Genomic DNA, 15,504 nt, shown 5'->3' with positions numbered 1-15,504 from the left:
AATTACACTATTCTATAAATACACAAAAAGCGTGTATGGTTTTTAGGGGGGAGAAAAATGAATACTAGAAATTATTCGAGACGAGAGATTGTTGAGAGTGTACCTCAAAAAGGATTCTTTGGACATCCCAAAGGGTTAAGTACGCTATTCTTTACTGAATTTTGGGAGCGATTCAGTTACTATGGTATGAAAGCGATTCTAGCTTATTATCTGTACTATTCAGTTAGTAAAGGTGGCTTCGGCTTGCCACAGGGAACAGCATTACAAATCGTATCATTATATGGCGCACTCATCTATATGTCTGGTACCATCGGGGGTTGGATAGCAGACAGAATCATTGGTACAAGACATGCATTATTTTATGGCGGCATATTAATTATGTTTGGTCACATCATGTTAACGATACCAGGTAGTTTAACAGTGGTTATGATAGCATTATTACTACTTATTATTGGTACAGGTTTATTGAAACCTAATATTTCAACTACAGTTGGTGAATTATATGACCACAATGATAGACGTTTAGATGCTGCTTTTACTATTTTCTATATGGGTATCAATTTAGGTAGTTTTCTATCACCATTTGCAACAGGTTACTTACAAACAAGATTAGGGTTCCACTTTGGTTTTGCGGTAGCAGCAATAGGGATGTTCATCGGATTAGTCACTTATTTTATTACAAATAAAAAGAATCTAGGATTGGCTGGTTTAAGCGTTCCTAACCCACTTAGAAAAGAAGAAATCAAAAGATTATCAATTATTACCGGCATTGTCGTAGTAATTTTCGCAATTATCCTACTTATCTTGCAATTTATTGGAAAATTGAGTTTATCTAGTTTTAGTGTCATTGTAACGATTGTAGGTATCGTGTTACCAATTTGTATTTTTGTTTATATGTTATCAAGTAATAAGACACACAAAGAAGAGCGTTCTAGAATTTATAGTTACATACCGTTGTTTATTACGTCTGTTGCATTTTGGATGATTCAAGAACAAGGTTCGACCGTTTTGGCTAACTTTGCCGACCAGAAGACAGAACTTAGCTTAGCTAAATTGACTAATGGTGCGTTAGATTTCCACATACCAGCAGCTTGGTTCCAGTCTGTCAATCCAGTATTTATTATTATGTTAGCACCTGTCTTTGCTAGTTTATGGACTAAATTAGGCAGACATAATCCAAGTACAGTATATAAATTTGCATTAGGTGCCATCTTTGCAGGTTTATCATATCTAGTCATGATTATACCTTTGAATAGTGATGCGCATTTGATTCACCCTATATGGTTAGTGTTAAGTTTCTTCTTAATTACATTAGGTGAATTGTGTATCTCACCTGTAGGGTTATCTGTAACATCTAAATTAGCACCTGCAAAGTTCTCTGCACAAATGATGGCATTGTGGATGCTCAGTAACGCCACTGCACAAAGCCTCAATAGCCAAATCGTTGTATTATTTAAGATTATTAGTGAGAAAGAGTTCTTCTTATACTCAGGATTGTTTACACTGCTTATTGGTGTTATCTTAGTAGCTATTTCTCCAATGGTTAAGAAAGCGATGAATGGTGTACATTAAGTTAATATAAATTTTTACTAGTCAATGACTTGTAATTTAACAATGTTAGGGGAACAGGTTTATAATTGAATAAACATTTTTAATTTTTTGAAAAGGAGTGGTTGGCAATGAAACAACAATTAAATCAATTAGCAGCGTATCAACCAGGATTATCACCACAAGCACTTAAAGAAAAGCACGGTATAGAAGGCGAATTATATAAACTTGCTTCAAATGAAAATTTATATGGTCCTTCTCCAAAAGCAAAGCAAGCAGTTCAAGCACATTTGGATGAGTTATTTTATTATCCTGAGACGGGCTCACCTTCATTACGTAAGGCAATTAGTGAACATTTGAACGTGGATCCTTCTCGAATTCTATTTGGTGCGGGGTTAGACGAAGTTATTTTGATGATTTCAAGAGCAGTGTTAACGCCAGGAGATAAAATTGTCACAAGTGAAGGTACATTTGGACAATATTATCATAATGCTATTGTAGAATCTGCTGAAGTTGTTCAAGTACCACTACTAAATGGTGGGTTTGATTTAGAGAATATTATTAAAGAGGTCGATGAAGAGACTGCTTTAGTGTGGCTATGTAATCCGAATAATCCAACTGGAACCTATTTCAATCACGATGAATTAGAAAGCTTTTTAGAACGCGTACCTAGTCATGTACCTGTATTGATCGATGAAGCTTACTTTGAATTTGTGACAGCAGAAGATTATCCAGATACATTGAAATTGCAAGAACGATTCGATAATGCATTCTTATTGAGAACATTCTCTAAAGCATATGGATTAGCTGGTTTGCGAGTAGGGTATGTTGTAGCTACAAATGAAGCTATTGAAAAGTGGAATATCATTCGACCACCATTCAATGTCACTCGTATTTCAGAATACGCAGCGATTGCAGCATTAGAAGATCAAGCGTATTTGAAAGATGTAACAGCTAAAAATGCTAAAGAACGTGAAAAATTTTTTGAGATACCACAAAGTAAACATTTTTTACCTAGTCAGACGAACTTTGTATTTGTTGTAACTGAAAAAGCACAAGAATTATATGAAGCGTTACTAAAAGTGGGTTGTATCACACGTCCGTTTCCAACTGGCGTTCGTATTACAATCGGATTCCCAGAACAAAATGACAGAATGATTGAAGTATTAAAACATTTTGATTATTAAGTTGGTCTAATACGTAAGCTCTTTAACTTACAATGATTAGTTGAGTTTTAGAAGTACATCATAAGTTGATTATGCAAGGGGTGCTATAATAGATTCTAAATGTCTTGTAGCACTCCCTTTTAAATTTTTGCTATACTTTAAAAGTATATAGGTGATGATTAAGGGAGAGATAGTATGTCTAGAAAATCTATAGCAATAGATATGGATGAAGTATTAGCAGACACGTTAGGTGCAATTATTGAAGCGGTTAACGTAAAAACGGAATTAGGAATTACAGTTGAGTCTTTAAATGGACAAAAGCTTAAAAATGTAATACCAGAGCATGATGGTTTAGTTCGTGATATTTTAAGAGCGCCAGGCTTCTTTAGAAATTTAACTGTTATGCCTCATGCACAAGAAGTCGTTAAGAAATTGACTGAGCAATATGATGTTTACATTGCTACTGCAGCTATGGATGTTCCTACTTCATTTCATGATAAATATGAGTGGTTACTTGAATTCTTTCCATTTTTAGATCCACAGCAATTTGTCTTCTGTGGTCGTAAAAATGTAGTGAAAACAGATTACTTAATAGATGATAATCCTCGTCAATTACAAATATTTGAAGGTGAACCAATCATTTTTACTGCGTCTCACAATGTAAGTGAAGAACGTTTTAAACGTGTTAACGGTTGGAAAGATGTAGAAGCATTCTTTCTAGGAGAGTAATTAAAATAAGCGATTAAGGTATGATAACCCTATCATTAACCTTAATCGCTTTTATATTAGTATAATAAATTCTTATTGTTCAGCATTCTCTGGAAAAGTTAGAATCTGAAGTGCTTTTGGTAGAACTTCAATTGTAATTGGCGTTTCAAGACTAATTTCACCGTCAATATCTACTTTCATAACTGGATCCGTCGATAATGTAATATGTTTACCGGCTATGTGATCAATTCCGTTTGTAATTTCATTCCAATCCATACTATCGCGTTTTTTGAACACATCATTGAGAATAGTAAAACTTTGTTTATCAAAAATAAAACTATTCAAATTACCATCTTGAGGTGATAAATCCATAAGTGGTATTCTACTGCCACCGATATTAGGACCGTTAGCAACGACTAGCATAGAGGTATTACCATTAAGTTCTTTATCATCTACAGTTAATGTATAATCAAAATCTTCTGGATTCATTAATGTTTTAACAGTTGAACCAACATAGCTTAATTTACCGAAGATATCTTTACGACCTTCTTGCACGTTTTCCGCGTTTTGAACTATAAGTCCTAATCCCACAAAGTTAAGCACATAAGTGCCATTCACTTTCATAACATCATATGATTCCAAGTGAGACGTTTTAAGTTGTTCACTAGCTTTACTAAAGTTAGGGTTCAAGTTTAATGTTTTAGTGAAATCATTAAATGTACCTCCAGGAATAATTCCAATAGGTACATTTAGGTCATTTGCCAAAACACCATTAACTAATTCATTAACTGTACCATCGCCACCTAGAATAAAAACGATATCAACATCACTACTATATTCTTGATTTTTAATTCTTTCAGAATACTTAATAATGTCGCCTTCATTTTCACTTAGTTGAATTGATAGGTGTTTGCACATAGTAGTAAGTGATTTAGTTACTTCTCCTAAACCTTCATATATATCTTTGAGACCACTATGTTCATGGTAAAAAAGAACACCATGATTAAATTTTTGACCCATACGTATGCCTACTTTCATTTATTTACTCTGATTTAACATTTATTTACCCGAAATGTTATTTGCTTAATTATAATTTGAGTAAAACAAGTGCTTAAGTATTTATCATTACATTTTTTTAGTTGATATACAAAGAAAATACAAGATAGAGGGAGCGAGGCAGAAATAATATTTTCTCAAAATTTATTTCGTTGTATCCCCAGCTTGCTTAGCTTGTAGAATTTCTTTGTGAACTTCTCTTTGCTAGGGTCCCATCGCCCCGGCAAGGTTGACTAGAATTAAAAAAAGCTAGTTACAAGTGCATTTTTAATTCAGTCAACTACTGCCAATATATATTTGTAGCCTGAGACATTGAATTATGTCCCAGGCTCAGGCTCTTGTCAATGTCTCAATAAAGATAAGAATTATAAAAAAACCCTTCATAGCTTATAAAATACTATGAAGGGGCTTATGATAACTTATTATCTTGTTTAAATGTCATCTTTTAACAATACAAAGGTGATTAATGAATACCTTTCATTGCTTTTGAAATTTTAGGAGTGAAAGCTAAGATGATTACTGTAATTACAATAGCAACGCTTCCTAAGAAGATGAAATAATTCGTTTGCCCTAAAGGATTGATTAATTTAACTAATGTACCATTAAGTGCTTGTGCAGATGCGTTTGTTAATAACCAAACACTCATCATTTGAGCATTAAATGCTTTAGGGGCTAATTTAACAGCCGCACTGTTACCAGTAGGTGATAAACATAATTCACCAACCACACATACAACGTATGATAGGATAACCCAGTTTACTGAGAAGTGCGTATCACCATAACTCATACCGATAAGTCCCATTAAAATGTATGAAGCACCAGCTAATAGCGTACCTAATCCAAATTTTACTGGAAGGCTTGGTTGTTTTTTACCCATTTTCAACCAAATCGCAGATACGATTGGTGCGAATAAAAGAATAAATAATGGGTTAATTGATTGGAACCATGCTTCACCGAAATCTGTTGTCCAACCGAATAAATTCATTTTCATATCAGAACGTTCTAAACCATAAATGTTTAATACGTTTGATCCTTGTTCTTGTATTGCCCAGAATAACATTCCTAAAATAAATAAAGGAATGAATGCTTTAACACGAGAACGTTCTACATCTGTAACATCTTTACTGCGAATCATAGTAGTGAAGTAAATGATTGGTAAAGCTATACCAAGTACTAGAACCGTATTACTAATAAGATTGAATGATAAAGTGTTTGTGAAATATGTAACTAATAGTACAATCGCAATGACTGCTACAATGATACCTACGATTAATCCATATTTTTTCTTTTCTTCAGAAGATAGTGGGTTGGTTGGATTCATACCAACAGAACCTAAATTCTTTTTATTGAAAATCATATACCATACTAAACCTAATGCCATACCAATCGCTGCAATTAAGAAACCACCGTGATAGTTTTTCACGTCTAGGAAATGTTGCAGAATGATAGGTGAGATAAGCGCACCTAGGTTAACTGACATATAGAATATAACGAAACCGGCATCCATACGAGTATCATTCTCAGGATATAATCGTCCAACGATGTTTGAAATATTTGGTTTCATTAAGCCTGAACCTATGATAATAAAGAACATTGATGCGAATAAACCGAACATTGCGAATGGTAAACTTAGACAAACATGTCCGATGATAATGAGTACTGCACCAATCAAGGTTGCCCCTCTAGTACCGAATAGTCTATCTGCGACCCATGCACCAGGAATTGAAGACATGTAAATTAATGCGCCATAAACTGACATGATAGACATTGCAGTCGTTTGATCAATTCCTAAACCACCATTTTTAATTTGATCATACATGTAGAAAATAAGCATGGCACGCATGCCGTAATAGCTAAATCTTTCCCAAAATTCTACAAAGAATAGTACTCCTAAACCACTAGGGTGTCCGAAGAACCCTCGCTGAGGTATTGTTTGAACAGCTTGTTCATGGGAATTGTTTGTTGCCATATGTATCCCAATCCTTTCTTTCTTTAAAGACTGAAATTTAAAATCATAAATATGATAAGTAAAATTGATTAATTTCTTAAAAATAGAAATTTTTAGAAATTTCAGTCAATGAGTTGATGATTTAAAATTGAATGAGAATAAGTTGCTTTATTTAGATCATCTTACTCTTTTGGAATTTTAAATGATAATAATAAAATACGCTTTAATTCACTAATAGGCAATAGTAAATTTGAATAAAATATCACAAATAATGAAAAAATCCACTAAATTGTTTGACGATTTAGTGGTTAAGTTAATCTTTTATCTGTTATCTATTTTTTCTGGATATAAATCATGATTCATTAATCGGTGTTCAGCCATCTTCTCATATTTAGAATTTGGACGTCCATAATTAGTGTATGGATCTATTGAAATACCACCTCGTGGAGTGAATTTGCCCCAAACTTCAATATAATGTGGGTCCATTAAGTCAATTAAGTCATTCATAATGATATTCATACAATCCTCATGAAAATCGCCATGATTTCTAAAGCTAAATAAGTACAATTTCAATGACTTAGATTCTACCATTTTAATATTTGGAATGTACGAAATATAAATCGTTGCGAAATCTGGTTGACCTGTAATTGGGCAAAGAGATGTAAATTCAGGACAATTGAATTTTACGAAGTAATCGCGTCCTTGATGTTTATTATCAAATGTTTCCAAAACTTCCGGTGTATAGTCAAATTCATATTTATTATTTTGATTACCTAATAAAGTAATATCTTGTAGTTCTTCTTTTTGACGTCCTTGAGTCAATTGAATCACTCCTTAGTGTTAGATTGTTGTTTAGTTATATCGGTTTGTCGTCGTGCCTTTTCGAACATATAATAGCTTGCACCAATAATAATGACATAACCGATAAGGGCATAGAAATCAGGTGTTTCACCGAATAAAATAAATCCGAATATAGCCGTGAAAATGATTGAAGCATACGTAAAGATAGAAATATCTTTTGCAGGTGCAAAACTATAGGCTAGTGTTATACCAATTTGGCCAACTGCAGCAGAAAGACCTGCCCCTAAAAGATAAACCATTTGTATTGTCGTCATTGGCTCATAAGTTGCGATTGAAAACGGTATTAAAACGACAACTGAAAATAATGAAAAATAAAAAACAATAGTATATGGTGCTTCTCTGGTACTTAATGCACGAACACATGTGTATGCAGAGGCAGCAAAAATACCAGAAAATAATCCAGCTAAAGAAGTAATCATTGTTGAAGAAAACTCTGGTTTAACGATAAATAACATACCTAAGATTGCTACAATCATAGCAATGATTTGATATTTTCGAACTTTCTCATTAAGAAAAATTAAACTGAGTAAAATCGTCCAAAAAGGGTTGAGTTTCATCAGTGTATCCGCATCGCTTAACACCATATGATCTATAGCGTATATATTTAATAGGACACCTATAAGGCCTAGTGTAGATCGGGAAATTAAAAGAGGTTGGCTACTTAATTTCCCAAACATAGGTTGCTTATATTTAAATATGAAGAATAATGGTATGAACATTGCAACAAAATTTCGAGCTAGGGATTTTTGAAATACAGGTAGATCTCCGGCGAGTCTAAAAAAGACTGACATAAAACTAAAACCGACAGCTGAAATTAAAATTGCAATAATACCTTTAACTTTTGGATTCAAGGTTAATCGCCTCATTTATAAAAAATTACCGTATATATAGTAGCATAATTCAAATGCTAATGCATAAATACTTGAAAATAATACCAAGATGTATTATTATTTTAATGCGAACAAATGTTCTGTTTATATTAAAAACACGTTAAATGCTATTTTTTTACAAATGTTATATTCGTGTTTTTGAAGCAAATTATAATTAACATTTGAATAATTGCGCAAAATATATTGATAATTTAAATGATTGGTCTTCAAGAATGCCGACAATTCAATGGTTTATTTAGCTGCTAAAAATGCAACTAAAACACATCAAATATTCGAAAATAATTATTTGCGCCAATTTAAGTTTGGTCTGATGCACATTCAGACGTTTTTCCGAACTTTTGTCACGAAATAGTTACTTTTAATTGAGAGAGCAATTCTGTATAATGAAACACAGAATATAGTATTAAATTTTGAAACGAACCACAACATGTTGTGGTTGTATAAAAAGTTTGTGTTATACAAATTATTCATTTTAAAGGCAATTTCACACTGATTTTAAGTTGAAATTCCTAATTTAATACTATTAATACGAACGAGCATATAGATGAAATAGTCTCGAAATTTTAGTCTGAACACTACATGTAGTGGCTAGAAATGAAAGTCACTTCTTTTAGTATATTAATCATCAGCTAGTTGACATCCAATTAAATGTCTAAAATATGTCGCATTTATTGTCTAGCAAGTTTTCTTATCTATTAAGAGAACTTCTTTTTAATTAATATTATGGACTGACGAAAGAAGGCGTTCCAATGAAAGTAGTTTATTTTTCTTTTTCAGGTAATGTAAGAAGATTTATTAAACGAAGTGAAATTTCAGATGTAATGGAAATTACTAAGGATAATTGTACAGATCCATTTGAAGAACCTTATATTTTAGTTACGGGAACAATTGGATTTGGTGAAGTGCCTAAAGAAGTACAATCGTTTTTAGAAATTAATCATCATAATTTACGCGCTGTTGCAGCAAGTGGTAACCGTAACTGGGGACAAAACTTTGCGAAAGCGGGTAGAACAATTTCCGAAGAATATCATGTACCTTTATTAATGAAATTTGAAGTACAAGGTTCTAATAAAGATGTTATTGAATTTAAAAATAAGGTGGGGCATTTCAATGAAAATTATGAACGAGAAAAAGTACAATCATATTGAACTAAATAATGAAGTTACGAAACGTAAAGACAATGGTTTCTTTAACTTGGAGAAAGATCAAGAAGCATTAGCGGTTTATCTAGAAGAAATCCATGACAAAACAATTTATTTTGACAGTGAGATTGAACGTTTACACTATCTAGTAGATAATAATTTTTATTTTAATGTCTTTGACAAATATAGCGAAGAAGATTTAGTTGAAATCACTGAATTCGCCAAATCTATCAACTTTGAATTTGCAAGCTATATGTCTGCTAGTAAGTTTTATAAAGATTATGCGCTAAAAACTAATGATAAATCACAATATCTAGAGGATTATAATCAACATGTCGCAATCGTTGCACTATATTTAGCGGATGGTAATAAGCAGCAAGCGAAACAATTTATCTTAGCAATGGTCGAACAACGTTATCAACCTGCAACACCAACTTTCTTGAATGCTGGTCGCGCACGTCGTGGTGAATTAGTATCATGTTTCTTACTAGAGGTAGATGATAGTTTGAACTCTATCAATTTCATTGATTCTACTGCCAAGCAATTAAGTAAAATTGGTGGTGGTGTAGCAATAAATCTTTCTAAATTACGTGCTCGTGGTGAAGCTATCAAAGGTATTAAAGGTGTAGCCAAAGGTGTGCTACCAGTTGCCAAAGCATTAGAAGGCGGATTTAGCTATGCTGATCAACTAGGCCAACGTCCAGGTGCAGGTGCAGTATATTTGAATATCTTCCATTATGATGTAGAAGAGTTCTTAGACACTAAAAAGGTAAATGCTGATGAAGACTTACGTTTATCAACAATTTCTACTGGTCTTATAGTGCCATCTAAATTCTTTGATTTAGCAAAAGAAGGCAAAGATTTCTATATGTTTGCACCACATACGGTTAAACAAGAATATGGTGTAACATTAGATGATATTGATTTAGAAAAGTACTATGACGACATGGTTGCAAACCCAAATATCGTTAAGAAGAAAAAAGACGCAAGAGAAATGTTGAATATGATTGCGCAAACACAATTACAATCAGGTTACCCATACTTAATGTTTAAAGATAATGCTAACAAAGTTCATGCCAATTCAAATATTGGTCAAATTAAAATGAGTAATTTATGTACAGAAATCTTCCAATTACAAGAGACATCAGTGATTAATGATTATGGTATTGAAGACGAAATTAAACGCGACATATCATGTAATTTAGGTTCATTAAACATTGTAAATGTGATGGAAACAGGTAAAATTAAAGATTCTGTTCACACAGGTATGGATGCATTAACAGTAGTTAGTGATGAAGCAAATATTCAAAATGCACCAGGCGTGAGAAAAGCTAACAGTGAGTTACACTCTGTCGGTCTTGGCGTAATGAACTTACACGGCTATTTAGCTAAAAATAAAATAGGATATGAATCAGAGGAAGCTAAAGACTTTGCAAATACTTTCTTCATGATGATGAACTATTATTCAATAGAACGTTCAATGGAAATTGCGAAAGAACGTGGGGAAGTATACCAAGACTTTGAACAATCAGATTATGCTAGTGGTAAATACTTTGAGTTTTATACTTCTCAAGAATTTGAACCTAAATTTGAGAAAGTGAAACGACTATTTGATCATATTGATATTCCAACTGCTAAAGATTGGAAAGCATTACAAGAACAAGTTCAACAACATGGTTTATATCATGCATATAGACTTGCAATTGCACCTACACAAAGTATTTCATATGTACAAAATGCAACAAGTTCAGTTATGCCAATTGTTGATCAAATTGAACGTCGTACTTATGGTAATGCTGAAACATTTTATCCAATGCCATTCTTGTCTCCTGAAACAATGTGGTATTATAAATCAGCATTCAATACTGACCAAATGAAATTAATAGATTTAATCGCTACGATTCAAACACACGTGGACCAAGGTATTTCAACAATTTTATATGTGAATTCTGAAATTTCAACACGTGAATTATCAAGATTATATGTTTATGCTCACCATAAAGGGCTTAAATCGCTATATTATACTCGTAATAAATTATTGAGTGTAGAAGAATGTACAAGCTGTGCTATCTAATTTAAGAAACTTAAGATAACAAATTTTAAAAAGGAGGAAGGTTGTAGAGTCAAAACTTAAAAATGACTCTCAACTTATCCTCCAAACGAATGAGATTTGCTTTTTAGTAATTAAGGAGGATTTATAAATGAAGGCCGTCAATTGGAATACCCAAGAAGATATGACGAATATGTTTTGGCGTCAAAATATTTCTCAAATGTGGGTAGAAACAGAATTTAAAGTATCAAAAGATATTGCAAGTTGGAAGACACTAACTGAAGACGAGAAGAATACATTCAAACGTGCGTTAGCAGGATTAACAGGGTTGGATACACATCAAGCAGATGATGGTATGCCGTTGATTATGTTACACACAACAGACTTACGTAAAAAAGCAGTGTATTCATTTATGGCAATGATGGAACAAATTCATGCGAAAAGTTATTCACATATATTTACAACTTTACTTCCATCTAGTGAAACAAACTATTTACTAGATACTTGGGTAATAGAAGAGCCTCATTTAAAATATAAATCTGATAAAATTATTGAAAACTATCACAAATTGTGGGGCAAAGAAGCCTCTATATATGATCAATATATTGCAAGGGTATCAAGTGTATTTTTAGAAACCTTCTTATTCTACTCTGGTTTCTATTATCCTTTATATTTAGCTGGACAAGGTAAAATGACTACTTCTGGTGAAATCATTAGAAAGATTTTACTAGACGAATCGATCCATGGTGTGTTTACAGGATTAGATGCTCAAAGTTTACGTAACGAACTATCTGAAAATGAAAAACAAAAAGCAGATAAAGAGATGTATAAATTATTAGAAGATTTATACGCTAATGAAGTATCTTATACACATATGTTATACGATGATATCGGCTTAAGTGAAGATGTATTGAACTATGTACAATACAATGGAAACAAAGCATTATCTAACTTAGGCTTTGAACCATACTTTGAAGAAAAAGAATTTAATCCTATCATTGAAAATGCATTAGATACTACAACTAAAAACCATGATTTCTTCTCAGTTAAAGGTGACGGATACACATTGGCATTAAATGTAGAAGCCTTACAAGACGAAGATTTCATTTTTGATAATTAATTATTAAAGATTAACATTAATAAGCCACTAGATTCAGTGTTGTTGATAACAACTACGATTTTAGTGGCTTATTTTTGTATTAAAAAGAGTACATCGTATTTGGACAAAAATAAATATTTACTTATGTATAAAAATACTATTGAAATCCACGTCTGTAATCTTTAATATTAATATTGACGACAATGATAATCATTATCGTTGGTAACGATTATCATTTCAATACGTATAGCAAGATGAGGAGAATTATTAGTGAAGTTTTTATTTAAGGGTTATGTTTTACTTATTTTATTAGTTTGTTTAACTATAGTCTCCTTATTTGTTGGAGTGAGTCAGCTCTCTCTTTCAGATATTTTCCACTTAAGTGAAGAGCAACAAAATATTTTGTTCTCAAGTCGTATTCCACGGACGGTTAGTATCCTACTTTCAGGTAGTTCACTCGCGTTAGCAGGATTAATTATGCAACAGATGATGCAAAATAAATTTGTAAGTCCGACTACGGCAGGAACAATGGAGTGGGCCAAGTTAGGTATTTTGATTTCGCTTATCTTTTTTCCGAAAGGTCACATCCTAATCAAGTTGCTATTTTCAGTAGGATTGAGTTTAGCAGGGACATATTTATTTGTGAAGTTAATTAATTTGATTCGTGTTAAAGAAGTTATCTTCGTACCATTATTAGGAATTATGATCGGTGGTATTGTATCTAGCTTTACTACTTTTATTGCGTTAAGAACCAATGCATTGCAAAGTATTGGCAACTGGATGAATGGTAACTTTGCAATTATCACAAGCGGACGTTATGAAGTGCTTTATCTTGTAGTTCCATTACTCATTATCGCTTTTATTTTTGCGAATCATTTTACGATTGCTGGTATGGGGAAAGACTTTAGTCATAATTTGGGAGTAAGTTATGAAAAAATTATAAACATTGCATTATTTATTACAGCAGCATTGACGGCTTTAGTTGTTGTTACTGTAGGTACTTTGCCATTTTTAGGTCTCATTGTACCTAATATTATTTCAATGTATAGAGGCGACCATTTGAAAAATGCACTTCCACATACGTTGATGTTAGGGTCAATATTTGTATTATTCGCTGATATCATCGGTAGATTAATCGTTTATCCTTATGAGATTAATATAGGATTAACGATAGGTGTATTTGGGACAGTGATATTCCTAATCTTACTAATGAAAGGTAGAAAGCATTATGCAAATTAGTTCTAACAAGAAAATCATCATATTAATTATTGCGACAATTTGCATGGCAGCATTTTACTTATTAGTAGGTTTAGACTTTGAAATTTTTCAATATCAATTTCAGAGTCGATTAAGAAAATTAATACTCATACTCATTGTTGGTGGTGCTATAGGGGCATCAGTTGTTATATTTCAAGCGATTACGACGAATCGATTATTAACACCATCAATCATGGGTCTCGACTCTGTTTATCTATTTGTAAAAGTGTTGCCAGTTTTTTTAGTTGGTACACAAGCTGCAGTGATTACAAATGTGTATTTAAACTTTTTTGTGACGTTAATTGCGATGGTCTTATTTTCATTATTGCTTTTTGAAGGCATGTTTAAATTAGGACATTTCTCAGTATATTTCATTTTACTTGTAGGAGTCATCTTAGGAACATTCTTCCGAAGCATTACTAGCTTTATTCAGTTAATCATGGATCCTGAGTCATTCTTAGCGGTTCAAAGTGCCATGTTTGCGAGTTTTGAAGCATCAAACTCACGGTTGGTATTAGTATCTACATGTTTATTGCTTGTCTTAATTATTATTACCGTGATAATGCGTCCATATTTAGATGTACTACTACTTGGAAGAGCACAAGCAATCAATTTAGGTGTTTCTTACGAGTCAATGACGCGCTTGCTACTCATATTAGTGGCACTATTAGTTTCTATTTCCACTGCTTTAGTTGGTCCTGTTACATTTTTAGGATTGTTAACTGTAAATTTAGCCCATGAATTAATGAAGACATATGAACATAAATATATATTGCCAGCGACGATATTAATTAGTTGGATTAGTTTATTTATGGCGCAATGGGTCGTTGAGAACTTATTTGAAGCTACAACAGAGTTTAGCTTAATCATTGATTTAATCGGTGGAAGTTACTTCATTTACTTACTTGTCAAAAGGAGAAGTGCAAATTGATTGAAATTAAAAATTTAGACAAAGCTATACAGAATAAGCCAATTTTAAAAAATATTAACGTCGACATTCAAAAAGGTAGATTAACATCGCTTATAGGACCTAATGGCGCGGGTAAAAGTACTTTACTGTCTGCTGTTAGTCGTCTGTTTGAGTATGAAAAGGGAACAATTAAGATTGAAGGTAAAGCTGTCGTAGATTATAAAAATGATGATTTAGCTAAAAAATTAAGTATTTTAAAGCAAACGAATCATACAGAAATGAATATAACAGTTGAGCAATTAGTTAATTTTGGTCGATTTCCATATTCAAAAGGTCGTATGAAGAAAGAAGATTATGAACAAGTTGAATATGCCTTAGACTTATTGCAACTCCAGAGCATTCGTCATCGAAATATAAAAACGTTATCTGGTGGTCAAAGACAACGTGCTTATATTGCAATGACAATTGCTCAAGATACAGATTATATATTATTAGATGAACCGTTAAACAACCTAGATATGAAACATTCTGTACAGATCATGCAGACGTTACGCCGCCTCTGCAAAGACTTAAATAAAACGATTGTCATTGTTCTACACGATATAAATTTTGCTTCATGCTATTCAGACGACATCATTGCACTGAAAAATGGTGAAATTGTCAAAGCAGATACAAAAGATAACGTTATACAAGCTGAGATTTTAAAACAATTATACGAGATGGATGTTCATATCGAAGAAATTAGAGGACAACGAATTTGTTTGTATTACGATGAAGACACTTTTGACTCACTTTTATAATTAAATAATTTAACCTTATATTTCAAAGGGGTGATGCTATTCAAAGACGTAGACAAGAGAGAAGTCCAA

Annotated in this window: 13 protein-coding genes; 9 read left to right on the top strand and 4 right to left on the bottom strand. The window is 32.6% G+C overall.

The annotated features are described in order from the left end of the window. Window positions 1-57 precede the first annotated feature (57 nt). The 3 genes from EQ029_RS10050 to EQ029_RS10040 all read left to right on the top strand — a co-directional run bounded on the left by EQ029_RS10050 (window position 58) and on the right by EQ029_RS10040 (window position 3,443). The gene (locus EQ029_RS10050) at window positions 58-1,572 is read left to right on the top strand and encodes a peptide MFS transporter (protein ID WP_037558380.1); all 1,515 of its coding nucleotides are present in this window, start codon (window positions 58-60) and stop codon (window positions 1,570-1,572) included. 107 nt (window positions 1,573-1,679) lie between these two features. Further along, window positions 1,680-2,735: a histidinol-phosphate transaminase gene (hisC, locus tag EQ029_RS10045; protein ID WP_053031085.1), complete on the top strand. Its 1,056-nt coding sequence runs from the start codon at window positions 1,680-1,682 to the stop codon at window positions 2,733-2,735. Window positions 2,736-2,909: 174 nt separating this feature from the next. Next, window positions 2,910-3,443 (top strand): 5' nucleotidase, NT5C type, encoded by a 534-nt coding sequence (locus tag EQ029_RS10040; protein ID WP_011276430.1) that lies wholly within the window; start codon window positions 2,910-2,912, stop codon window positions 3,441-3,443. Window positions 3,444-3,515: 72 nt separating this feature from the next. Here EQ029_RS10040 and EQ029_RS10035 read toward each other — a convergent pair whose 3' ends face one another. From EQ029_RS10035 to EQ029_RS10020, 4 genes are all read right to left on the bottom strand, one after another. After that, window positions 3,516-4,442 (bottom strand): diacylglycerol/lipid kinase family protein, encoded by a 927-nt coding sequence (locus EQ029_RS10035; protein WP_037558381.1) that lies wholly within the window; start codon window positions 4,440-4,442, stop codon window positions 3,516-3,518. Between the two features lie 499 nt (window positions 4,443-4,941). After that, complete coding sequence (locus EQ029_RS10030) at window positions 4,942-6,447, bottom strand: S-Cys-Gly-3M3SH uptake peptide MFS transporter (protein WP_011276428.1); 1,506 nt, start codon at window positions 6,445-6,447, stop codon at window positions 4,942-4,944. A gap of 300 nt (window positions 6,448-6,747) precedes the next feature. After that, entirely contained in the window at window positions 6,748-7,248 is a 501-nt protein-coding gene (queF, locus tag EQ029_RS10025; protein ID WP_011276427.1) for a preQ(1) synthase, read from the bottom strand. A gap of 5 nt (window positions 7,249-7,253) precedes the next feature. Next, window positions 7,254-8,138 carry a DMT family transporter gene (locus tag EQ029_RS10020; RefSeq protein WP_037558382.1) on the bottom strand — a complete coding sequence of 295 codons (885 nt, stop codon included), beginning with the start codon at window positions 8,136-8,138 and terminating at the stop codon, window positions 7,254-7,256. A 788-nt stretch (window positions 8,139-8,926) separates the two neighbouring features. On the opposite strand from EQ029_RS10020, the gene nrdI reads away from it, so the two are divergent. The 6 genes from nrdI to EQ029_RS09990 all read left to right on the top strand — a co-directional run bounded on the left by nrdI (window position 8,927) and on the right by EQ029_RS09990 (window position 15,435). After that, window positions 8,927-9,325 (top strand): class Ib ribonucleoside-diphosphate reductase assembly flavoprotein NrdI, encoded by a 399-nt coding sequence (gene nrdI, locus EQ029_RS10015; protein ID WP_011276425.1) that lies wholly within the window; start codon window positions 8,927-8,929, stop codon window positions 9,323-9,325. Further along, entirely contained in the window at window positions 9,288-11,393 is a 2,106-nt protein-coding gene (gene nrdE, locus EQ029_RS10010; protein WP_011276424.1) for a class 1b ribonucleoside-diphosphate reductase subunit alpha, read from the top strand. Before nrdI ends, nrdE begins: the two co-directional genes overlap by 38 nt. A 127-nt stretch (window positions 11,394-11,520) precedes the next feature. Further along, complete coding sequence (gene nrdF, locus EQ029_RS10005; protein WP_011276423.1) at window positions 11,521-12,489, top strand: class 1b ribonucleoside-diphosphate reductase subunit beta; 969 nt, start codon at window positions 11,521-11,523, stop codon at window positions 12,487-12,489. A 249-nt stretch (window positions 12,490-12,738) separates the two neighbouring features. Beyond that, window positions 12,739-13,707, top strand: coding sequence for an ABC transporter permease (locus EQ029_RS10000; RefSeq protein ID WP_011276422.1), 969 nt, complete (start codon window positions 12,739-12,741; stop codon window positions 13,705-13,707). After that, the gene (locus tag EQ029_RS09995; protein WP_011276421.1) at window positions 13,697-14,656 is read left to right on the top strand and encodes an iron chelate uptake ABC transporter family permease subunit; all 960 of its coding nucleotides are present in this window, start codon (window positions 13,697-13,699) and stop codon (window positions 14,654-14,656) included. Before EQ029_RS10000 ends, EQ029_RS09995 begins: the two co-directional genes overlap by 11 nt. Then, entirely contained in the window at window positions 14,653-15,435 is a 783-nt protein-coding gene (locus tag EQ029_RS09990) for an iron ABC transporter ATP-binding protein (protein WP_011276420.1), read from the top strand. The genes EQ029_RS09995 and EQ029_RS09990 overlap by 4 nt, the downstream gene beginning before the upstream one ends. The last annotated feature ends 69 nt before the right edge of the window (window positions 15,436-15,504 follow it).

It is taken from the genome of Staphylococcus haemolyticus, from assembly GCF_006094395.1.
In the GTDB taxonomy this organism is placed as follows: domain Bacteria; phylum Bacillota; class Bacilli; order Staphylococcales; family Staphylococcaceae; genus Staphylococcus; species Staphylococcus haemolyticus.
Note: the sequence above shows the minus strand (reverse complement) of the source record. Positions and strands in the feature narration are given on the sequence as shown.

Excerpts from the sequence above, each read along its gene's own strand:
- EQ029_RS09995 (WP_011276421.1), top strand. The coding sequence starts at position 13,697 with ATGCAAATTAGTTCTAACAAGAAAATCATCATATTAATTATTGCGACA.
- nrdF (WP_011276423.1), top strand. The coding sequence starts at position 11,521 with ATGAAGGCCGTCAATTGGAATACCCAAGAAGATATGACGAATATGTTT.
- EQ029_RS10035 (WP_037558381.1), bottom strand. The coding sequence starts at position 4,442 with ATGGGTCAAAAATTTAATCATGGTGTTCTTTTTTACCATGAACATAGT.
- EQ029_RS10030 (WP_011276428.1), bottom strand. The coding sequence starts at position 6,447 with ATGGCAACAAACAATTCCCATGAACAAGCTGTTCAAACAATACCTCAG.
- hisC (WP_053031085.1), top strand. The coding sequence starts at position 1,680 with ATGAAACAACAATTAAATCAATTAGCAGCGTATCAACCAGGATTATCA.
- EQ029_RS10050 (WP_037558380.1), top strand. The coding sequence starts at position 58 with ATGAATACTAGAAATTATTCGAGACGAGAGATTGTTGAGAGTGTACCT.
- EQ029_RS10040 (WP_011276430.1), top strand. The coding sequence starts at position 2,910 with ATGTCTAGAAAATCTATAGCAATAGATATGGATGAAGTATTAGCAGAC.
- nrdI (WP_011276425.1), top strand. The coding sequence starts at position 8,927 with ATGAAAGTAGTTTATTTTTCTTTTTCAGGTAATGTAAGAAGATTTATT.
- nrdE (WP_011276424.1), top strand. The coding sequence starts at position 9,288 with ATGAAAATTATGAACGAGAAAAAGTACAATCATATTGAACTAAATAAT.